Below are 21,916 nucleotides of genomic sequence, written 5' to 3'. Positions count from 1 at the left end.
GAATATCCGTTGATAGAATCCGTTGAGTTTGACTCCACAAAATACCAGGCCCCCTTTTATTGCCGAACCGCCGGCGACCCGGCGACGCCCACGCTGGTGTTGATGCACGGGCATATGGCGAATTCGACCGCGTTTCGGCGCGTCTGGGGGCGCCTGGCGACCCGCTATCACCTGTTGATCCCAGATTTGCCCGGGCACGGCGCGGATCGCAGCTTTCGAAGCCTCAACCTGCCGGCGAAGATCGACGCGGTCGCCGATTGGCTCTTCGACCTTCTGGTCGCGAATAACCTCGCCCTGGGCCGCCCGGCCAACCATCCGGTGCACCTCGTCGCGCATTCGCTGGGGGCCAGCGTCGCCTACGAGGTCGCGCGCCGCGCGCCCCAGCATGTGCTCTCGCTCACGCTGGTCAGCCCCGGCTTTTGCGCGCATGTGCCGCCGGGGGCCAAAAAAGTGCTCGAATACCTCCCCGCCCCGCTCGCCCGCCTTGGGATGACCCGCTGCGGCTTGCGCCTGGTCGAGCCGCTGCGCTGGGAAGGCTGGCGCATGGAGGACGACGAACTCGACGCCTATATCGACCCGTTTAAGGACGTCGACCGCCTCGAATACGCGCTGCGCCTGGGCGCCGACCTGCTGCGCGAAGCCGAGCGCGGCGACGCCATCGCCCCGGTGAGCCACCCCACCCACCTGATCTTTGGCGCCCGCGACAATGTCGTCGCCGTCGACCAGGCCGACGCCATCGCCGACCGCCTGCAGGCCACGCGCCTCGACATTATCCCCACCTCCGGGCACTCACCGCCCGAGGATTGCCCCGCCGAATTTTGCGATCTTCTCTTCGACTTCTTGGCGCACCAATAACCCCCGCTGAGCCCCAAAGCACCAGCGCTTTCGCAACTTCGCCAACCGGACGAGGTTGCGAAAGCCGCCCAAATTTCATAAAACACAGTCTGAAGCCTAAACCCTGATCCAAGCGCGCGACCGCTCAAGTATTTATTTCTTGGCGTCGTAGTGCCCAACCACCCTTCGCAGGAGTCCAACGGTGAACGACGATAAGATCGACAGCATCCTCCAGGAAAAGCGTATATTTAACCCGCCCGCGGATTTCGCCAAGAACGCGAACCTCAACGCCGAGAAGCTCGCGGAGTTGGACAAAAAATACGCCGAGGACCCGGATAAATATTGGGGTGATCTGGCGCGCGAGGAGTTGGTCTGGGACAAGGATTTCCACACGGTGCTCGACTGGAAGCCGCCGTTTGCCAAATGGTTTTTGGGCGGTGAGCTCAACGTCAGCGTGCAATGCCTGGACCGCCACCTGGACACCGGCCGGCGCAACAAGGCCGCGATTATATGGGAAGGCGAAGACGGCGAGCAGATCACGCTGACCTACCAGCAGCTGCACCGCGAAGTTTGCCGCTTCGCTAACGCCCTGGAATTAATGGGGATTAAGCAAGGCGACCGCGTCGCGGTCTACATGCCCATGGTCCCCGAGATGGCCATCGCGATGCTCGCCTGCGCGCGCATCGGCGCGCTGCATAATGTCATCTTCGGCGGCTATAGCGCCCAGGCCATCAAGGACCGGGTCGAAGGCTCGGAGTGCAAACTCATCATCACCGCCGACGGGGGTTGGCGACGCGGCAAGATTGTCCCCCTCAAAGACACCGTCGACGAAGCCCTGGCCAACGGCGGCTGCCCGAGCGTTGAGAAGGTCATCGTGGTCCGGCGCACCGCCCATGAGATCACCTGGGATAAGTCGCGCGATATCTGGTGGGACGAGTTAATCGCCCCCCAATCCGGCAAGCACACCCCGAAATCCTTCGACGCCGAGCACCCGCTCTTCATCCTCTATACCAGCGGCACCACCGGCAGCCCCAAGGGCGTCATCCACGCCTCGGCCGGCTACGCGCTGTGGACGAAGTTGACCTCGCGCTGGGTCTTCGACCTCAAAGAAGACGACGTCTATTGGTGCACCGCCGACATCGGCTGGATCACCGGCCACAGCTATATCCTCTACGGCCCGCTCCAAGAGGGCGCGACCACCTTGATGTTCGAGGGCGCGCCGAATTACCCCGAGCCCGACCGCTTCTGGGATATTATCGAGCGCCACGGCGTCAATATCTTCTACACCGCGCCCACCGCGATCCGCGCGTTTATGAAGTGGGGCGAGGAGTGGCCGGCCAAGCATGACCTGTCGAGCCTCCGGTTGCTCGGGTCGGTCGGTGAGCCGATCAACCCGGAAGCGTGGATGTGGTACCGCGAGCATATCGGCCACAATCAATGCCCCATCGTCGACACCTGGTGGCAGACCGAGACCGGCGGCCATATGATCTCGCCGATCCCCGGCGCTACGCCCACCGTGCCGGGGAGCGCGACCCGCGCGCTGCCGGGCATCGAGGCCGACGTGGTCGACCGCGACGGCAACTCGGTCGGCGATGACGAAGGCGGACTGCTGATCGTGCGACGCCCCTGGCCGGCGATGCTGCGCACCGTTTATGGCAATGACGCGCGCTTTAAGGCCGGCTATTTCGGCCGATTTGGCGACAAATATCTGGCCGGCGATGGCGCGCGACGCGACGCCAACGGCAATATTTGGATCATGGGTCGCATCGACGACATCATCAATGTCAGCGGCCACCGCCTGGGCACGATGGAGGTCGAGAGCGCGTTGGTCAGCCACCCCGACGTCACCGAGGCGGCCGTGGTCGCGCGCCCCGACGACCTCAAGGGGCAGGCCATCGTCGCCTTCGTCACCCTCGAAAATGACAAGCCCGGCGAGGACCTGGAGAATATCCTCAAGCAGCATGTGGTCCACGAGATTGGCGCCATCGCGCGCCCGGCTGAGATTCGCTTCACGCCGGCGCTGCCGAAGACCCGCAGCGGCAAGATCATGCGCCGACTGCTGGCCGATATCGCCGCCGGTCGCACCCCGGGCGACACCACCACCCTCGAGGATTCGAAGGTGCTCGACAGCTTAAAAGAGCAGATGAACGCGAAAGCGAACGACTCGAAATAGGTCGGCTGCTCTCCAGTTGACGCGTCCACTTTTATCTCTACCAATAGACATGAAAAGACGCGCCGGCCTCGGCTCGACGCCGCCCCTCCACGGCGTTGAGCCGAGCCTCAAAATTTCGGCTTATCTGAAAAGATACCGTCACCCTCGCCGACCAGGGCGGCTGCGCGGTGCCCTGCCAGGGAATCGGATTCATCCATCGCTCCTCCCCCAAAAATGGGTAGCGATAGCGCCCTTCAAGGTGCACCCGCGCGAGCGACCCCAGCGCGAGCAACCCACCCACTCGCGGCCCCGCCGAAAGCCTCACATTATTCTCAAACGTTGACCCCAGCGCGACCTCGCCATCGAGCAACGAATAGAGCGCCAGCGGCCCAAATTCGAGCGTCCCGCCAAAGCCCACCGCCAGATCGTAGACCAAACAACCATAGTCGGGGCATTGCGCCCGGTACGTGCGATCAAAGCCCGTCTTGACGCCCCAGGACCACTTCTTGATCCAGGCGTCCAACGGCGAGAGCGAAATGATCTCCAGCAAATCAAAATGCTGCAGAATGATATCGGTGTCGGCGATGCCGGTGTCGAAATTCTCGACGCGCAGCCGAAGATCCAAAAACTCGATCTGCGCCAGCGGCGAATAGCCCACATCGGAGGTCAACAGGTCGTGCAAGGCCGGCCGAACGCCCAACTCCAAAAAGCCGTCCTGAGCGCCCGCGATGCCCCCCGCGACGCTCACGCGCGCCGTCTTATGCCCCACCTCGGGAGGCGTCGGCGCGACGATTTCAACCTCCGAAGAGGTCGTCTTCAGACCACCACGAGCGGCTAAGAGCTTGTATTTCCAAGATTTATCGGCCTGTTCGTCGCTGCCATAATTAAAGCTCCACAGCGCAATCGCGGCGTCGAGGACCTCGACCTGGCGCGCTGGCGGCGCGTCCTGGAGCGCCGCTAAGACCTCGGCCTTCCCCTTGGCCGCCTGGCCGAGTTGCCCGGCGAGCTTCACCTCTTCGACAGTCAGCGCCGCGCGGCGAGCGAGCATCTGTCGGCGCTGCGCGGGGCGAAAATTGCGCCGGTCGCTCAGTCCGCTCGCGTCCAAAACCTGGCGCAGGGTATCGGTCGGAATCACCGCTCCTGGAAAGTTATCGCTCAACCTCAACGACGGCTTCGCGACCTCCAGAAGCGTCAGCAGATGAAAGGAGCAATTCTCATCGAGATAATAATAGTCAATCGTATTGCCCTGAACCTCCCAGATATGTGCGATCAGGCGCTCGAACTCCTCGGGCTCAAAATTGAGGTGATATTCCCAAAGGTCACGGTTCTCCATCGACGAATATTCGTGGGTCTTCACATAAAAGGGGAGCACCGAGAATTGGGCGTCGAACCCTCCGCTCAAGCCAAGGACGCTGTAGATAAAGGGGTTGGTCGTCCAGGGTTCGGCGGCGAAGCTCACCACATAGGAGGTCAGGATGCTGCCGGCGTCGGGCCGGCGGTCCAGGCGCAGCATCGTATGCCCAAACATCGAGGCGGGGTTATTGATATAAGATGCCGCAAAGATAAGCGTGGCCGACTCTGCCCCAAGGGTCTTCGACCACTCCTTATAATCAGGACAGTCTTGCTCGGGGAGTCGCTCAGCGTCGAACGCCAGAACTTCCTTAAGCCATTGATAACGTGCGCGAAATCGACATTGGGGATGTTCGTTCTTCGGGTCATACCTCTCGCCCGGGGGCACCGCGCGCGCCGGCTCAAAGAACGCGGCGAGCGTGGCCTGCAGCTCAGCACGCGCGTCGACCTTGCCGTCTTCGCTGAGGAAGAAGCTCGGCGAGTCGAAATGACTCTTTACCCCGCCGAAATACCGGGACTGATAATGCATCAGCGTTCGCCACTGACGGCGCTGGTCGAGCTCGAGGCGGTCGGCGTCCAGCTGAAGATGGCGCAGATAACTCGCGCGCGGCCCGTCGAGCCGCTCGCTCTCAGGGGCCTGCGCACCGGCGGAGAACGGGAGGCTAATAACCAGCAAAATCGCGGCGATACAACCCAGATAGTGCGTCATGAGGTCACCACAGGGAGTGATTTTCGATGATCGCGCGAGATATCGAGCAGAAGCACAAACACCGAAACTCGCCGCCCAGTCAGGCGGCGAGTATTCGATTTATCGACAAAAAATCAGCAAGATTCATCGGGCAGCATGTCTTTTAAAGGCGCGCGCAAGCCTGCGCGAAGCCCTCCTGCTGGCTGAGCTGCATCTTATAGCTATAGAGCGCCTGGTTCGCGGTGGTATGGTCGCTGGGGAAGATCTGCTCATAATGAGCCTGTGAGAAGCTCCCCAGCTCGCTCTGCACCTCGGCCGAGCACCCCAGAAGCGAGCCCATCGCCAAAAGATGCTCGCCCTGACCGGCGGCCATATCCTGGCGCAGCGCGTCGTAATTCATCTCGAAGAACGCCTCCTGCTCACTATTTTGGCTGATGACGCCGCGGTCGACACAATTCGAGGTGCCCGAGGTGATGCCGAAGGTCTGCGTGGCAAAGAGCCCGTTGGTCGTCGCCGCGAAGATCTGGATCATCCCCTCGTCCTCGCCAAAGAGCATCGAGCCCAGCCCGCAGCCGGCGGTGCCGTAGCTCTGCGCCTGAGCAGACGTCGCGCCAAAGACCGACACGCCGAAGAAAACCACCCCAATAGCAATCATCATTTTTACGTATTTCATAAGCTTTGCTCCTTCGATGAAAACAAGTGAATACAACGCGTCGCACTCCAGAAAAAAAACAGCGCGCACCCCGCAGCCAGAAGCTCCAAAAATGCGTTAAAACTCAACCGCTTCGAACGCCTAAACCCCGGGCAAGTCCCGGCGATAACGTCGTCTCCCGTCCCCACAAAAATGTCCGGCGAATGCGCAGACTCCAGCGAGCCGAAGAACTCGACCCACGCAAAACAAGTCCGCCGCGGGCACACCCGAGGCCTACAATTCTGAACTGTCTCGAAACCTAAACACCGCTAACTTTGGCTACAAGAAAATTATGAGCTTTCGCCCCCTCCTCGCCCCGACCACCTCACCTCGTCCAATAAGGGACGTTGATTCGAAGTGCGCGTGGATCTACTATTAAGGGGTGTGTCCTGGGATGCGACTTCTTCAGGAATGGAACGGTAGCTGCCGCATGTTTGTCTTGTGTAAGTGCCCGTAAGGAACCTCCCTAAATTTGCAGCGCGCGTGACCACAATGACCTATGAGGAATTCGAATGGAATCTGCTCAAGCTCGCCTATGAGGATGGGCTCAAGCGTTTTCAGCCATCTTTTGTGGCGTATACCCTGGGATTGCCCCATGAGGTTGTCACCGCCTATCTGGAGCAAGCCGCCCAGGCCGGTCTGCTTGAGATGGACATCACCGACGACGGGCGCCTTGAGTATTTTATCCCCGGCATCGACCCCGACACCGCGCTGCCCGAGCCGGTTTGGAAGCGCGAATTCGGCGGCAGCGACGACGAATCTGGACAGCGCGAAGCCGCCCAAAACGCCACCGACCATGACGGGCTGATCCTGGCGGCTCAACCCCAACTTCCCGCCGCCCCGCCGATGCCCACCGACGGGTTTGTCAGCGCCGAAGACTCCGGCGAAGATGGCGTGGAGCCCTATCGCCCGCCGGACCGCCAGGCATTCGCGGCGGCCGATGCCGCCCAATCACGCCCGCCCAGCGCCCCCACCGACGGCGGCATTGACTTCTCTGCGCATACCCGACGCGCCTCTGTCGCCGCCCGCGGCGCCTACCGCAGCCAGATGCCTTCGTCGCTGCGCGCCCATATTCAGGCCCGCCAATCCAGCGAGGACGGCTCCCTCAGCGCCCTTGAGCGCTCCGGCGTGGTCGCCGTGTTGGACCGCCACGCCAGCGTCCACGACGACGCGCCGGTCATGGTCGGGCGCCAATTGGTCAAGGCCGACTCCGACGGCGGCCAGCTGGTCAGCACCCGCGCGCCCGAGCACTTCCCGGCCCGCGTGGAGACCAACCTCGACACCTACTCGGACCCCTCAAAGACCATCTTTATGCGCCAGCTCAAGGTCTACGGGGTCCCCTCCGAAGAGGCCTTGCGCGCCCACGTCGAGCGCCTCTTCACCTCCCTGGGCTACCAGCCCGTCCAGGTCAACCAGCAGCGCCTGCGCTTCGAGCGCGGCAGCGTGACCTTTATCCTCGCGCTGATCCCGCTCTTCGTGCTGGTGCTGCCCCTTTTTGTCTATCTCTTTTTATATCTGATGGGCCGCTCCACCATCCAGCAGGAGCCGGTGGAGCTCGACGTGCAACTGCGCCAACTCCCCGAGGGCGCCGATGTCTATGAGCTCGACCTCACCTTTATCGGCATGCACGGCGTGGTCCTGGGCGCCGCCGACCAGCGCGTGCTCAACCAAGAAGTCGACACCCTGCGCGACGAGCTGCAATGGGCGCTATCGGCCAGCTAAGCCCCTCAATTTCGCCACCGGCGCTCCCGCCCCCACGACCACGACCACGCGCCCTTGCCCCATTTGGGCTCGCGTGGCAAGAATTACCGGGTGATACGGCCCCTATATTTTTATGTACGCGAGTCCTTAAATGTTTAAGCTACCAAAGACGGCACCGTCTCTAATTTGTCACTCATTTAGCGTCCTCTTCATTCTATTCATCGGCCTCACGGCGCTCGCCCCGAGCGCCCACGCCCAGGATGAAGCGCCGATCCGTCTCGTATTCCTCAACACCGACCCCTCCGACGGCATGGGCGTCTATAATTCGGTCAAAGAGGTTCTTCATTTAAGCAAAGATCTCGACCTCATCGACCCCGACGATTTGCTCTCCGCCGGCACCAAACACGGCGTGAAGTTGGAGACCTTCCGCAGCGGCGACAAGCGCCAGGAAGCCGTCGGCGCGTTCTCGCGCATGCTCGCTGGCGCCAACGCCGAGACGGTCATCGCCCTCGACGTCTTCGGCGGCGGGCGCACCATGCAACTGGTCGTCATCGGCCCGGCCGGCGAGCAACTCGCCGATATTCGCCAGCGCATCGGCGGCTCCGTGCCCACTCAGAACGAGAGCGTCACCGCCCTTAAAAAAGCGTTCAAAGCGCTGGTCCCCCGCATCCGTGAGTATCGCGAGGAGCAAGCCAAGCTCGAAGCCGCGAGCCCCGACGTCGGCCTGGTCGGCCTCGATGAGCCCAATGAAGACGACACCATCAAAGCCCGCGTCATCGCCGAGCACCGCGCCAAGCACGCAAACCTGACCCGCGGCCTCAACCCGCAGGTCGGCGCGATCTTCGGCGCGCGCAACTTCGCCCTGGAGACCGACGCCAATTACGACGTCAGCCACTCCAGCCCCTTCGTCGGCGTGGGCGTGCAGTTCGACGCGGTCCTGGCCCTCTTCGACGCCGAGACCAGCGCCGTCGGCGCCTCTGCCTTCGCCGCCTACGCCCCCTTCACCACCGTCTTCGCCGGCCCCAACGGCCCCGAAGAAAAGTCCAGCTCCTTCACCGACCTGCGCCTGGACGTCTATTATATGAAAGGTCTGAGCTCCGACTTCATCGTCAAGGGCGGCGTGGGCCTGGAGTATATGGGCGTGAGCATCGAGCCCAACGCGATCTACTCGGGCAACGATTATTTCAACCTGCGCGCCGGCCTGGGCGTCATCTACCAATTCGGCGAGCTCGCCGAGATGCACCTCAACGCCGCGGCGTTGCCGATCCTCAACGCCGACGTCTCCGACGGGAAAATGGGCGACTCGAGCGTGTCCTTCGGCGGCGACGTCGCCCTGCGCGTCGACGTCACGGCCTTTGGGCCGGTTCGCGCATCCCTTGGCTATCAATTCAAATATTACCAGGGCTCCTTCGAGTCCCCGCGTCTGGCCCAACTTCGCGGCGAGTCGGTCAGCACCAACGACAACTTCCACGTCGGCCATGTGTTGCTCGGCTATGACTTCTAAGCACGCCTGAGCCGCGCGTCGCCGACGAGGCACGCCGGGCGAAAACCGCCCGGCGTGCCTCTTTCTTTTTGGGGGGTTGATCTTGTCTCTGCGCCCTGCGCGCGCTACACCAAGGCATGATAATTTTGTGTGCTTTGAATTCCACATTATCCTCGCTGCGGTCGTAAATCGATGAGTATCATCCGCCGTCCCGCCCTCGCATTATTCGCCGCGCTGTCGCTCTGGCCCGCGCTCGCCCACGCGCAATCGCCGGCCGACTCCAGCGAGGCGGTCGACTCAGCTACCGCAGCGAACGCCGCGGCACACCAAGCAGACAAGCCAAAGCCCGCCCGATTGACCTATCAGATATGGGGCGATCGCCTGGACGCCTCCGGCTACCCCGATAATACCGACGAGCAACTGGCGCTGCGCCAACTGATGCGCGGGCGCCTGGACCTGGGCAACAAGACCTTCGGGATGCACGTCGAGGCCGATCTTCTCTCCGGCCAACTCGCCGGCGATTGGGGCCCGCGCGTGCCGAATCGCGCCGACACCGAGACCCAGGCCAACCGCGACCCCTTCGGCCGCGGACAGGTCGTCGACCCGCGCGAATTTTACGCCCGGTGGCGCACCGAAGTCGGCGAATTGCGCGCCGGCCTGCAGACCAGCCAATGGGGCCTCGGGCTCGTCGCGAACTCCGGCTCCCTGCAAAACGAAGACATCTTCAACCAGCGATTCGGCGGCGACCGCGTGGTGCGCGCCGTCTTCGCCACCGCCCCGCTGCGCCCCCTGCTCGACAGCAGCGTGGCCGAAAATATCTATTGGGTCCTCGGCGCAGACCTTGTCTGGCGCGATGAGAACGCCGACTTTATCGCCGGCGACCGCGCGGTACAGGGCATGAGCGCGCTCTTCTACCGCGACGAAGATACCCAGGGCGGAGTCTACGCGGCCTACCGCGACCAGGACGACCGCAGCGGCGACTTCCTGCAGGTCTGGGTCTTTGATGCCTACGCCGACCACGTCTTCTCGGCGGGCGAGGATTTTCGCTTTCGCGCCGCCGCCGAGGTCGCGCTGATGCACGGCGAGACCAGCCGCACCTGGGCGCCTAACGCCGACCCGATCGGGGTCATGGCGCTGGGGGCGGCCGCCGAGCTCGAGGCGCTCTACAAACCCCTGGACCTCGGCGTGCAACTTCACGCAGGCTACGCCTCCGGCGACGCCAATAGCGACGACGACACGCTCTATCGATTCCGCTTCGACCCGAATTATCAGGTCGGCATGGTGCTCTTCGACCATTATATGCCGGCGGTCAGTCGGGCGAGCGTCGACGGGATCTTCGACCCCGAGCGCAGCGGCTACGCGCCCAAGGGCATCGACGGGCTCATCAGCGACGGCGGCGTCGAGAACGCCTATTACCTCAGCCCGCGCCTGAGCTACGGCGGCGAAGACGGATTCATGGCCGCCGCGAGCCTGCTGTGGGCCCAGGCCGCCCAGCCCATCTCGGACCCCTACGCCAGCTTCGCCAACGGCGGCGATCTGGTGGGCATCAACGGCGTCGCGCCGGCCTCCGATGATCTTGGCGTTGAATTGGACGCCGCCGCGCGCTATCGCTTCAGCCCGGTCGACCCGCTGACGCTAGAAATCAAGGGCGAATACGGTATCTTCTTCCCCGGCGAGGCCTTCGCCGACCAAGAAGGCGACCTGGCCGACCCTCAAAGCCTCGTTCGTGTACGCCTCGCCGCGATGTGGTGAGGCGAGTCGCACGCTCCACCTAACCGCCGCACGATTGCCGCTCGACGAAAGCTCCGCGGCGCAGCTCGACGCCTATGAAAACGCATTGGAAACCCCAAGAACTCGACCGCTGGGATGCCCTCATCGGCGCCGCCGTGCTGCTGGGCACCTTCTGGCTGTTCATGGCGACGCTCGAGATCGGTTATACCCGAGATGAGAGCTTCTATTTCCACGCCGCCGCCGAGTATATCGGCTGGTTCGAAGACCTGTGGAAAAACCTGTGGAATCCCGATTTCCCCAGCAGCCTGGCCGAGAGTTTTAGCAAAGAGAATATCGACAAGCATTGGAATTATAACCCCGAGCATCCGGTGCTGGTGAAGACGCTCTTCGCGCTGAGCCACAAGCTCTTCTTCGACAAGCTCGGGTGGCTGAGCGAGTCCGACGCGCTGCGCCTGCCGGGGGCGGCCTTCGGCTCGATGGCGCTCCTGTGCGCCTACGCCTTTGGGCGCCAATGCTTCGGCCGGCTGGCCGGGGTGGTGGCGGTCGGCGCGCTGATCTTCCAGCCGCGCTTCTTCTTCAACGCGCACCTGACCTGCTTCGACGTGCCGATCGCCGCGCTGTGGGTGATGGTCGTCTACGCCTATTGGCGAAGCCTTGAGAGCAAGCGGTGGGCGTGGGTCACGGGCGTCTTATTTGGGCTGGCGCTGTCGGCCAAGCTCAACGCCTTCTTTTTGCCGATCGTGCTGTGTGGGCATTGGTTTTTGCTCTATTGGCGAGGCTTTGGGCGCGTGAAAGAGTCGGGCGAAGGCGACGCCGGCGAGGGCGGCGAAGAGGCCGCGGTCGCCGGGCAATGGACCCTGGGAAAATTCCGCCTCCCGCCGATCCCCTGGGGCCTGGTCGCCATGGCGATCCTCGGGCCGATCCTCTTCCACGTGCTGTGGCCCTACCACTGGTATGACACCTGGCCGCGGGTGGAGTGGTACCTGAACTTCCACCTCAAACACGTGCATTATTTCGTGTGGTATTTCGCCGAGCGCCTCGACGACCCGCCCTTCCCGATCGGGTTCCCCTGGGTGATGACGCTGGTGACCGTGCCGGCGACGCTGCTCCTAACCTTCGGGTTTGGGGTGTGGGCGGCGATGCGCCAATGGCGCTTCGTGGACTGGGCGCGCCAGTGGATCGCGGCGCTGCGCGAGCGAAAACTCCCGGCCACCCGCGCGCCCGAGGCGGGCTTTGACCCGCGCGCCACCGGCCTGCTCATCGCCATCAACTTCATCTTCCCCATCGCGCTTATCAGCATGCCGAGCACGCCGGTCTTTGGCGGCACCAAGCATTGGATCGCCTCGATGGTCTTCTTGTCGATCCTGGTGGGCGCCGGGGTCTCGATGGCCGTTGAGATGGCGCTTCGGGCGCTCAACGAGCGCGGCGAAACGCCTGACGCCGACGCAGACACTCCGCCCCCGCGACCCGCCACGCGCGCGCTGCTGGCCGTGGTCCTCTCGCTGGCGGTGCTTGGCCCGGCGGCCTACGCCACCTGGTATAACCACCCCTTCGGCACCAGTTATTATAACGAGCTTATCGGCTCGTACCGCGGCGCCGCCGACGCCGGCATGATGCGCCAATATTGGGGCTACGCCTCGCGCCAGAGCCTGCCCTGGGTCAACGAGCACGCGCCCAAAAACGGGCGCGTCTGGACCCACAACACCACCAGTTGGGCGTGGAATATGTATAAAAAAGACGGCATCGCCCGCAAAGATCTGCGCCCGACTTCGATAAATGCCAGCCAGATCGGCATATATCACCACCAACGCGCGTTTACCTGGGAGCGTGAGAAGTTGTGGACTGCCTACGGCACCCGCACGCCTTCGCACGTGGTCGATATCGACGGCGTCCCGCTGGTCACCGTCTATGAGCGCCCGAAGAAGAAGGCCAGCAAACCCCTGAAAAAAAACGGAGAAAAGATTGAGCGACCTGAAAAATAAACCCGAATCCTATTGGCGCGAAAAGCTCACCCCCGAGCAATTCAACATCCTGCGCGAAGCCGGCACCGAGCGCCCCTTCACCGGCGAGTATTGCGACACCGAGGCGACCGGCGTGTACCGCTGCGCGGCGTGCAATGCGCCGATCTTCGAGTCCGGCGCGAAATTCCATTCCGGCTGCGGCTGGCCTAGCTTCAGCGCCCCGCACGACCCGGACGGGCTCGACGAGGTCGAGGACCTGAGCTTCGGCCGGCGGCGCACCGAGATTCGCTGCGCCAATTGCGACTCCCACCTCGGCCACGTCTTCAACGACGGCCCCCCACCCACCGGGCTTCGCTATTGCATCAACTCCGTGGCGATGACCTTCGAGGAAGGCGACGCCGAAGAATAAAAGATCGCTCCAGACGCGCATTTGATGACAAAAATCGCGTAAGTTGATTGAGTTGCGTCGATTTCCAATCTATAACGCACTGCGTTATGATTAGAAATTGAATAGACGACGGCGTCGCTGCGTCGGACTATCAGGGACCAACAAAATTGATTGGAGCTAATAATGCGAAATTTAAGCAGATTCTTCCTAATTGTCGTGGTCTTTGGGCTGCTTGCAGCCTGCGCCGGCGATGATGCAGGACTCAAAGATATCATCGCGAATAATAACGACGCGATCTCGGACAGCGGCTCGGACACGACCTCTGAAGACACCACTGGCGAGGACTCGACCGGGGACGACACCACGTCCTCGACCACCTGCCTGGCCAACGAAGACTGCGCGAACGGCCAGATCTGCAAGGTGGACCGCTCCGCGTCGCCCATCGAGATGACCTGCCAGGACGCCGGCAGCGGCGGAGACCTCGGAGACGCGTGCAGCGCGGACGCCGAGTGCGCGTCGAACCTGTGCGTCGACGACCAATGCGCCCAGCCCTGCCAGCGCCCCATTGACTGCTCCGACGATGGCAGCTTCATCTGCGACCCGACCGAGATCAACGGCGAGACCATCAATATCTGCGTGCCTCGCCCGCCCGAGCAGTGCAGCTCCGACGCCGATTGCGCCTCGCCTGAGCGCTGCGTGGCGGTCAAGAGCGCGACCGACCTGGTCTTTGAGTGCCGCACGCCCAACGCCGGCGGCGCCGAGATCGGCGACACCTGCGCCGGCGACGCCGATTGCGCCCAAAACCTCTGCTTAAGCGACGTCTGCTCGGGCCCGTGCGCCTCCACCGGCGATTGCCGCGCCGGCGACAACTTCGCCTGTGAGCTCACCCGCGTGGAGCTCGACGGCGGGCAAACCGCCTCCGGCCAACTCTGCGCCCCGCCGCGCGCCTGTGAGCGAAACGCCGAATGCCGCGTCGGCGAAGTCTGCCTGAACGACCGCGAAACCGGCGACTCCTTCTGCGGCCCGCAAAACACCGGCGGCGGCTCGCTGGGCGACCTGTGCACCGACGACAGCGGCTGCGCCGAGAACCTGTGCTTCGACGGGCGCTTCCGCGAAGTCTGCACCCCGGCCTGCACCAGCGATAGCGACTGCGCAAGCCCCGGCTACCACTGCGCGACCGCCGACGTCGCCGACGGCTCGGGCGGCAGCAACTCGATGCAGATCTGCGTGCCCAAAGACCCCAACGCCTGCTCTTCCAACGACGATTGCGCCAGCGGTCTGCGCTGCGCGGTGATCTCGAACGCCGCCGACACCGCGCTCGAAACCGCCTGCATCCCGGCCAACGGAAAAGGCGTCGGCACGGCGTGTAGCGCCGACAGCGAATGCGCAAGCCTGGTCTGCCTCAACGACACCTGCAGCGACCCTTGCACCAACCGCAATCAATGCGGCGCCGACCAGCTTTGCCGCGCCAATAGCGTCAGCAAAGACGGCCTGTCGGGGACCTTCGATATGTGCGAAACCCTGGTCGACGAGCGTTGCGACCAGGACGGCATCTGCTCCGACAGCGCCCAAATGTGCAACGAGCTGCGCACCGGCGCCACCAACGCCGACGAGCGCGAAGCCTTCTGTGGCCTGCGCGACGCGAGCGCCCCGCAGGGGCTCGGCGGCAACTGCACCTCGCACGATGACTGCCGCTCGACCATCTGCTTGACCGGATTGAGCGATGATTGCTCGGTGTATTGCGACAACGACAGCCAATGCGGCGCCGGCCAGGTCTGCACCTCCTTTTTGCTCAACGGCACCACGCAAATGGGCCATTGCATGCGCGGCTGCGTCAACGATGACGACTGCAGCAGCCTGGACTTCCACGACGGAACCCAGATGATCGAGCACGGCTGCGGCATCAATATCGACCGGCGCCAAAATGAGGTCGACCAGACCTGCTTCCGCCGCGACGCAGCCGCCCCCGGCGAGCTTGGCGACAGCTGCGCCAACGCCGCGGGCACCGGCGGCGACAGCAGCCTGTGCAAGAGCAACCTCTGCCTGACCAACACGGTCTTCGTCGGCAATATCACCTGCTCGAGCGCGTCGGATTGCGACCCCGGCCAGGTCTGCGAGGTCCCGGCCAGCGGCGGCGCAAAGCAGTGCGGCGACCAGGCGTTTGTCTGCTCCGCCCTGTGCGACAGCGACGCTGACTGCGGCAGCGGAACCGGACTGAGCTGCAGCCCGGCCGTGCGCGTCGACGTCGGCAACGGCGGCAGCGAGACCGTCTCGATGTGCTCGCCGACCGGCAACTGATCATCGCCTCTGGCCGCTAAGAGGCCGCCCAAAAAAGCCACCGCCTCGCCAGCAGCAATGCTCGGCGAGGCGGTGGCTTTTTGACGTGTTGAAGTTGACGCCCCCGACTATTTGCTTTTCTTTTCCGCTGTCGCTCCTAATTTTGCTACCAATCACCAAGTAGTCTCACCGCTCATTCAAAGACGGCATCGAACCATGATGACTGCCCGAGAGTTTCGCAAGATATTTGCCGAAACGCGTCGTCGAAGCGAAGAAATCTGCGCCCACCTTCAGACCGAAGATTTCGGCGTGCAGCCGGTCGAGCACGTCTCCCCGCCGAAGTGGCACCTCGGGCATACGAGCTGGTTCTTCGAAGAATTAGTGCTCAAAAAATGCCCGGGATATACGGTCTTCGACCCGCGCTTTGGCTTCATCTTCAATAGCTATTACGAGAGCGTCGGCGAGCGTGTGCCGCGCCGGGAGCGCGGCAATCTGTCGCGCCCAACCGTCGCGCGCGTCCTGGCATACCGCGCCGCGGTCACCGAGGCGACCCTGGGGCTCCTGGAGGACTGGTCGGGATTGTCGCCGGCTCAAAAGAGCATCCTCGAGGTCGGCGTTCACCACGAGCAGCAACATCAGGAACTCTTGTGGACGGATATCAAATATATCCTCGGACACAATCCCCTCGTCCCCTACTACACGGAGAGCCTCGGCGAGAATCCAGCCCCTCCCTCACAGGGGCCCAAATGGGTAGAGGTGCCCGCAGGAATCTACGAGATCGGCCACGCTGATCCCGAGCGCTTTTGCTACGACAATGAGCGCGCGCGCCACCGCGTATTCTTGGAAGACTTCACGATCTCGACGCAACTGGTCCAAAACCAGGACTACCTCGCGTTCATCCAAGACGGCGGCTACGCCGACAGCCTGCTATGGCACGCCGAGGGATGGCAGTGGCGCACACAAAATGAGATCGACGCGCCGCTTTATTGGCAGCAGATCGACGGCCAATGGTTCCAATATACCCTGGGGGGTCTGCAAAAACTCCAACTCGACGCCCCCTTAAGCCATATCTCTTTTTATGAGGCGGCGGCGTTTGCTCGGTGGAAGGGCATGCGCCTTCCCACCGAATTCGAGTGGGAAGCCGCTCAGGCCAAGCTGGACTGGGGCGCTCGCTGGGAGTGGACCGAGAGCGCCTACACGCCCTATCCCGGCTTCCAAAAAGCCCCGGGCGCGCTGGGCGAATATAACGCCAAATTTATGGTCAACCAGAAGGTCCTGCGCGGGGCCTCCGTCGCCACCCCCGCCACCCACCAGCGCCCAACGTATCGAAACTATTTTCATCCACCGATGCGCTGGCAATTCACCGGAATTCGTCTCGCAAACTAGTCCACCCCGAAGACAATACGCCATGAAAAATGCACGCCGACGCTCGTTCAACAATGACTTCGAGGCAGACGTCTTTGCCGGCCTCAACGCCAACCCTAAACACCTGAATTCAAAATACTTTTATGACGCCCAGGGCGACGCCCTCTTTCAGAAAATCATGGCGCTCTCGGAGTATTATCTTTGCGCGCGCGAGTTCGACATCATCGAGGCGAATAAACGCAAGATGGCCGAATTATTCAGCGCCGGCGGCGGCTTTGATCTCGTGGAATTTGGGGCCGGAGACGGCAAAAAAACGAAGGTCCTGCTCCGCCACCTGCACGCGCGCCAGGTCGACTTCAAATATTGCCCAGTCGACATCAGCGAGAACGCAGTCCAGCAACTCTGCGACAGCCTCAAGCAAACGCTGCCCGACCTGCGCGTTGAGCCCCATATCGGCACCTACGCCCAGGTGCTCACAAAACTCGCAGACTACCGAGAGCGCAAAAAGCTCATCCTCTTTCTGGGCTCCAATATCGGCAACTTCACCCTGGACGCCGCGGTTTCCTTTTTGCAGCAGATTCGCGCGAGCATGGGGCGCGACGACCGCCTCCTCGTCGGCTTCGACCAGAAAAAACACCCCCAGAGAATACTGGACGCCTACCGCGACAAGGCCGGCGTCACCGAGGCATTTAACAAAAATCTGCTGCGCCGAATGAACCGCGAACTCGGCGCGCACTTCGACCCCGACACCTTCGTCTATTGGCCGGTTTACCAGCCCGAAGAGAGCGTCATCAAGAGCTACCTGGTGAGCAAGATCGCCCAACAAGTCTATATCGAAGCCCTCGACTTCAAGGCCTGCTTCCAACCCTGGGAGAGCATCCACACCGAGAACTCTCAGAAATTCGATGACCCCTCGATTCGCCAGCTGGCCCAGCAGGCCGGGCTGGTCGTCACCGAGGTATTCAGCGACGCGAATAGCGATTACCGAAACTATATCTTCCGAAACTCGCTCGTGATTTAACACCTCGCAACCAAAGCCATTCCCTCACATCTTCTTCTCCCCGTCGCCTCGCCCAGCAGAAATGCTCGGCGGGGCGCTTGTTTTTTGGGCACCCAAAATACCAGCCGCCCTAAAAAAAAGAGCTTGCGCTGCGAAAAAAAACAAGTTATTCGGGCCGCGGCAGAAAAACGCAATTGAAAACGATTATCAATATCGAGCCAATTCGAATGAGTCTTCGCAAGTGAATTTTATTAATACCCAGTCCATTCTCGCCTCGGCGCTTCTACTTCTCCCGGCGACGGCCCTGGCCCAATCACCGGCTCCGCCCATCTCTGCCGATACACCCGCCCCGGCGGTGTCGCCGCTGGAAGAGGCGCATGAGCAGGCACACAAGTCTGATGAGTCGCTGTGGGAATTCGAGATGTCAGGCTACGGCGAGCTGCAATTTTCCTGGCTCGACCACGGCCCGGACCCCACCCGCGAGGGCGGGTCACGCAGCGATTCGCGCCTGGTCTTCGACCAGACCCGCTTCGTGATCGAGCTCGAGGGCGAGTTCCCCTACGAGATCGAGTTCGGCGCCGAGGTCGAATTTGAGCACGGCGGAACCGGCACCGCGATGGAGATCGAATACGAGGAGTTCGGCGAATTCGACACCGAGATCGGCAAGGGCGGCGAGGTGCTCCTCGAGGAATTATACCTGGGCAAAGGCTTTGGCGGCGGCAAATATCGCCTGCGCGCCGGCCGCCTCTATGTCGCGGTCGGATTGCTCCCAGATTATCACAAGCCCACGCAATATCTGGGCTCCGCGCGCCCCGAGTCCGAGTCGACCCTGCTGCCCGCGGTGTGGAGCGAAATGGGCGCCGAGTTCCGCGCAAACCTCGGAATCTTCGAGCTGACCGCGCAGGTCGTTAACGGCCTGGACTCGACCGGGTTTAGCTCGCAGCGCTGGGTCGCCTCCGGGCAGCAGACCCGCTTCGAATTTATCCGCGCGAGCGACCTGGCCGGCGTGCTTCGCGCCGACGCGCGCCCCCTCGAAGGCGTGCTCGTCGGCGCCTCCGCCTATTACGGCAACACCACGCGAAACCGCCCGTCGGCCGACCTCGCCAAACAATGCGCGGACCCGAGCATCACCAACAAGCGCGACGTCGCCCCCTGCGGCTATATCAGCGCCCCGCTGCTCATCATCGACGCCCACGCTGCGGTGGACCTTGCGCCGGTGCGCGCGCGGGCCGCGGTTATCTGGGGGCACCTTAACAACGCGGAGCTCATCTCGAGCAAAAACCGCGTGCTCTCCAATAAGCTGGGCGTATTGCGCAGCGAGGTCGCCGAGCAGGCCCTGGCCGCCTGGGGTGAGTTGGGCGTGGACATCGCCCACTTCACCTCGCTTCAGCCCCACCACCGCGTCGAACCCTTCGTGCGCGTTGAGTATTACGACACCATGCTCAACCCGCCCGACACCAGCTTCGACAACCCGCGTTTTGAGACCCAGCTGGTCTCCGGGGGCGTCGGCTACGCGCTGCACGACACCATCACCGCCAAGCTCGACTGGACCCATCGCCGCCACGGCACCGACGCCATCGCCAGCGAGAATACCGTGCGCATGGGGCTAGGCTTCGTCTTCTAAATTATTGAGTTGTTTTTCACCCTTCAGTTCTCGCGGGCCCAACGGGGCACGCCCATGACTGATTTCACTATCCACTTCTTCGTATGAAGAAGTTATTGCTTCGGAGCTGTATAATGAAGACCCGTAACCTACTGACATTTCTCATCATTCTGCTCACCTTCACCTTCGCGAGCGCCTGCGGCGACGACACGAACGACGCCGTGCAGAGCACCGGCTTCGCCGACAGCCAGATCATCCTCGACTACGCCGACGAGGTGGTCGTGCCGACCTATGAGCTGCTCGACACCCGCGCCGGCGAAATGCAGGTGGCGGTCGACGCGCTCGCCGCGGCGCCCACCGACGCGAACCTGACCGCCGCGAAGAAGGCATGGGTCGATATGCGCCTGCCCTGGGAGCAGAGCGAAGGCATGCTCTTTGGCCCGGTCGACACCAACGGGTATGACCCGGCGATGGACTCCTGGCCGCTGAATAAGACCGACCTCGACGGCGTGCTCGCCGGCGAGGCCACCCTCGACCAGCCCTATGTCAAATCGCTCGGCGAGAACCTCAAGGGCTTCCACACCATCGAGTATTTGCTCTTCGGCGAGGCCAACGACAAAGTCGCCGAAGACCTCACCCCGCGCGAGCTTGAGTACCTCAAAGCCACCACCGCCGAGATGGTGCGCATCACCGGTCTGCTCGCCAAAAGCTGGACCGTCGGCGTCGACGGCAACCAGGCCTACCGCGACGTGTTCGTGACCGCAGGCGAGCCGGGCAACGACAAATTCCCGTCGCAGTCGGCCGCGGCCCAGCAGATCGTCGCCGGCATCGTCGGCATCCTCCAGGAAGTCGGCGAAGGCAAGATCGGCGGCCCCTTCGAGGCCCGCGACACCACCCTGGTCGAGAGCCAATTCAGCTTCAACTCCCTGCAGGACTTCACCGACAACCTCAAGAGCGTGCAGAATAGCTATATGGGACGCGTCCCCGAGGCGGGCACCTCCGGCAAAGGTCTGAACCAATACGTCGCCGCTCAGGACGCCGAGCTCAACGCGCGCGTTGAGGCCGAGATCGAGGCGGCGATCGCCGCGCTCGGCGAGATTCCGCCGCCCTTCCGCGACGCCGTGCTCAGCGACGACGCCCAGGTGCGCGCGAAGATCCAGGCCGCGATCGACGCCATCGCGACCCTCGAGGCGACATTCCAAACGGACGTCTTGGAGCTGCTCTAATCCCAGCGAGCGCCTATTCGCTGCGACCGCGCAGCGAATAGGCGCTCGCCCCAATTGCCCCGCGTTGACTCGCACAGAGATCGCCATGAATAAGAGATATCCCACGCCAGCTCGCCTCTATGTCGCGGGTCTATTCGTCGGCCTCGCGCTCGCCGGCTGCGCCGATCAAACCGAGGGCACTGACCTCGACCTCTCGGACCGCGCGCTCTCCGGCGGCCAGACGACCGTCTTCGAGCAGACCACCTTCGCCTACCAACTGCCCGCGCCGGGGCTCACCGACGCCCAACTCGCCCTCCATAATGAGGGCGATGTTGCGTTTGAGGCCCGCTTTGTCACCGCGCCCGCGACCGTCAACGCCGGGCTGGGACCGCAATTCAACAACAATTCCTGCAACGGTTGCCATATCCGCAACGGCCGCGGGATGCCGGTCATCGGGCACGAGGGGTTGCGCTCACAGATGCTGGTGCGCGTGAGCCTGCCGGCGGAATTTGGCGACCCGCAGGTCCCGGGCGGCGCGGTGCCGCTGGCGGGCGTGGGGACTCAATTGGGCGACCACGCGATCTTTGGGGTCGAGCCCGAGGCGAGCATCGAGTTGAGCTGGGTCGAAGAGCCCGGCGCCTACGCCGACGGCACGCCCTTTAGCCTGCGCCGCCCGGTGCTCGACATCGAGCTGGCCGGCGGTGAGGCGCTGCCTGCCGAGGCGATGACGTCGCTTCGCCAACCGCCGCCCATCTTCGGACTCGGGCTGCTGGAGGCGGTGCCCGACGCGGCCTTGCTCGACGCCGCCGACCCGGACGACGCCGACGGCGACGGCATCTCCGGGCGCACCAACCTGGTGTGGAATGTCGTCGACCAGGCATCCACCCTTGGGCGCTTTGGCCACAAGGCCAACCAGCCCAATATCCTGCAGCAGAGCGCCGGCGCGTATTTCGATGATATGGGCGTGAGCAACCCGCTCTTCCCCGAGGCCGACGGCAGCTCGGATATCGACGCAACCGTCCTTCGGGCGGCCGAATTCTACTCGGTCTCGCTCGGCGTTCCCGCCCGCCGCGACATCAGTAACCCGCAGGTTCAACGCGGCGAGCGCGTCTTTGCGCAGATCGGCTGCGCCGACTGTCATACCCCGACCCTCAAGAGCGGCCCGCACGAGGTCGCGGTGGTCGCAAACCAGGTCTTCCACCCCTATACCGACCTGCTCTTGCACGATATGGGCGAGGGCCTGGCCGATGGGCGCCCGGACTTCGAGGCCGACGGGCGCGAGTGGCGCACCGCCCCGCTGTGGGGCATCGGGCTCACCCAGACGGTCGCCTCGGGCGCAGGGTACTTGCACGACGGCCGCGCGCGCACCCTGGAGGAGGCCATCCTCTGGCACGGCGGCGAGGCGGAGCGGTCGCGTGAGGCGTTTCGTGCGGAGCTGAGCGCCGCGCAACGCGATGCGTTGGTCGCGTTTTTGCGCTCGCTTTGAG

Annotated in this window: 15 protein-coding genes; 13 read left to right on the top strand and 2 right to left on the bottom strand. The window is 63.1% G+C overall.

Annotated features, from left to right (window positions below; genetic code table 11):
- Positions 1–9: 9 nt before the first annotated feature.
- Together DN745_RS18590 and acs are read left to right on the top strand one after the other, a co-directional pair.
- A complete protein-coding gene (locus DN745_RS18590) occupies positions 10–855 on the top strand; it encodes an alpha/beta fold hydrolase (RefSeq protein ID WP_133621956.1) in 846 nt (281 codons plus the stop codon).
- Between the two features lie 181 nt (positions 856–1,036).
- Positions 1,037–3,007, top strand: coding sequence for an acetate--CoA ligase (gene acs, locus DN745_RS18585; RefSeq protein WP_111337305.1), 1,971 nt, complete (start codon positions 1,037–1,039; stop codon positions 3,005–3,007).
- A gap of 37 nt (positions 3,008–3,044) precedes the next feature.
- On the opposite strand, the gene DN745_RS18580 is transcribed toward acs, so the two are convergent.
- Both DN745_RS18580 and DN745_RS18575 read right to left on the bottom strand, forming a co-directional pair.
- Positions 3,045–5,045 (bottom strand): Lnb N-terminal periplasmic domain-containing protein, encoded by a 2,001-nt coding sequence (locus DN745_RS18580; protein ID WP_111337302.1) that lies wholly within the window; start codon positions 5,043–5,045, stop codon positions 3,045–3,047.
- A 142-nt stretch (positions 5,046–5,187) separates the two neighbouring features.
- Positions 5,188–5,697, bottom strand: a complete 510-nt coding sequence (locus tag DN745_RS18575) for a DUF3015 family protein (RefSeq protein WP_111337298.1) — start codon at positions 5,695–5,697, stop codon at positions 5,188–5,190.
- A gap of 501 nt (positions 5,698–6,198) precedes the next feature.
- On the opposite strand from DN745_RS18575, the gene DN745_RS18570 reads away from it, so the two are divergent.
- From DN745_RS18570 to DN745_RS18520, 11 genes are all read left to right on the top strand, one after another.
- Complete coding sequence (locus DN745_RS18570) at positions 6,199–7,437, top strand: hypothetical protein (protein ID WP_133621955.1); 1,239 nt, start codon at positions 6,199–6,201, stop codon at positions 7,435–7,437.
- Positions 7,438–7,567: 130 nt separating this feature from the next.
- Positions 7,568–8,920 (top strand): hypothetical protein, encoded by a 1,353-nt coding sequence (locus tag DN745_RS18565; RefSeq protein ID WP_111337292.1) that lies wholly within the window; start codon positions 7,568–7,570, stop codon positions 8,918–8,920.
- Between the two features lie 171 nt (positions 8,921–9,091).
- Complete coding sequence (locus DN745_RS18560; protein WP_111337290.1) at positions 9,092–10,651, top strand: hypothetical protein; 1,560 nt, start codon at positions 9,092–9,094, stop codon at positions 10,649–10,651.
- A 74-nt stretch (positions 10,652–10,725) separates the two neighbouring features.
- The gene (locus DN745_RS18555) at positions 10,726–12,612 is read left to right on the top strand and encodes an ArnT family glycosyltransferase (protein WP_111337286.1); all 1,887 of its coding nucleotides are present in this window, start codon (positions 10,726–10,728) and stop codon (positions 12,610–12,612) included.
- Positions 12,593–13,000, top strand: coding sequence for a peptide-methionine (R)-S-oxide reductase MsrB (gene msrB, locus DN745_RS18550; protein ID WP_204355043.1), 408 nt, complete (start codon positions 12,593–12,595; stop codon positions 12,998–13,000). The genes DN745_RS18555 and msrB overlap by 20 nt, the downstream gene beginning before the upstream one ends.
- Positions 13,001–13,162: 162 nt before the next feature.
- The gene (locus tag DN745_RS18545) at positions 13,163–15,277 is read left to right on the top strand and encodes a hypothetical protein (protein ID WP_111337283.1); all 2,115 of its coding nucleotides are present in this window, start codon (positions 13,163–13,165) and stop codon (positions 15,275–15,277) included.
- A 195-nt stretch (positions 15,278–15,472) separates the two neighbouring features.
- On the top strand, positions 15,473–16,642 hold the full coding sequence (gene egtB / locus DN745_RS18540) for an ergothioneine biosynthesis protein EgtB (RefSeq protein WP_111337281.1): 1,170 nt from the start codon (positions 15,473–15,475) through the stop codon (positions 16,640–16,642).
- 22 nt (positions 16,643–16,664) lie between these two features.
- Complete coding sequence (egtD, locus tag DN745_RS18535) at positions 16,665–17,642, top strand: L-histidine N(alpha)-methyltransferase (protein ID WP_111337279.1); 978 nt, start codon at positions 16,665–16,667, stop codon at positions 17,640–17,642.
- 220 nt (positions 17,643–17,862) lie between these two features.
- Positions 17,863–19,245, top strand: a complete 1,383-nt coding sequence (locus DN745_RS18530; RefSeq protein ID WP_204355042.1) for a hypothetical protein — start codon at positions 17,863–17,865, stop codon at positions 19,243–19,245.
- A gap of 113 nt (positions 19,246–19,358) precedes the next feature.
- Positions 19,359–20,450 carry an imelysin family protein gene (locus DN745_RS18525; RefSeq protein ID WP_162687784.1) on the top strand — a complete coding sequence of 364 codons (1,092 nt, stop codon included), beginning with the start codon at positions 19,359–19,361 and terminating at the stop codon, positions 20,448–20,450.
- 85 nt (positions 20,451–20,535) lie between these two features.
- On the top strand, positions 20,536–21,915 hold the full coding sequence (locus DN745_RS18520) for a di-heme oxidoreductase family protein (RefSeq protein WP_111337275.1): 1,380 nt from the start codon (positions 20,536–20,538) through the stop codon (positions 21,913–21,915).
- Position 21,916: the final 1 nt, after the last annotated feature.

Source organism: Bradymonas sediminis (assembly GCF_003258315.1).
Taxonomy (GTDB): Bacteria; Myxococcota_A; Bradymonadia; order Bradymonadales; family Bradymonadaceae; genus Bradymonas; species Bradymonas sediminis.
The sequence above is the reverse complement of the archived record's forward strand: the minus strand, read 5'-3'. Positions and strand labels throughout refer to the sequence as shown.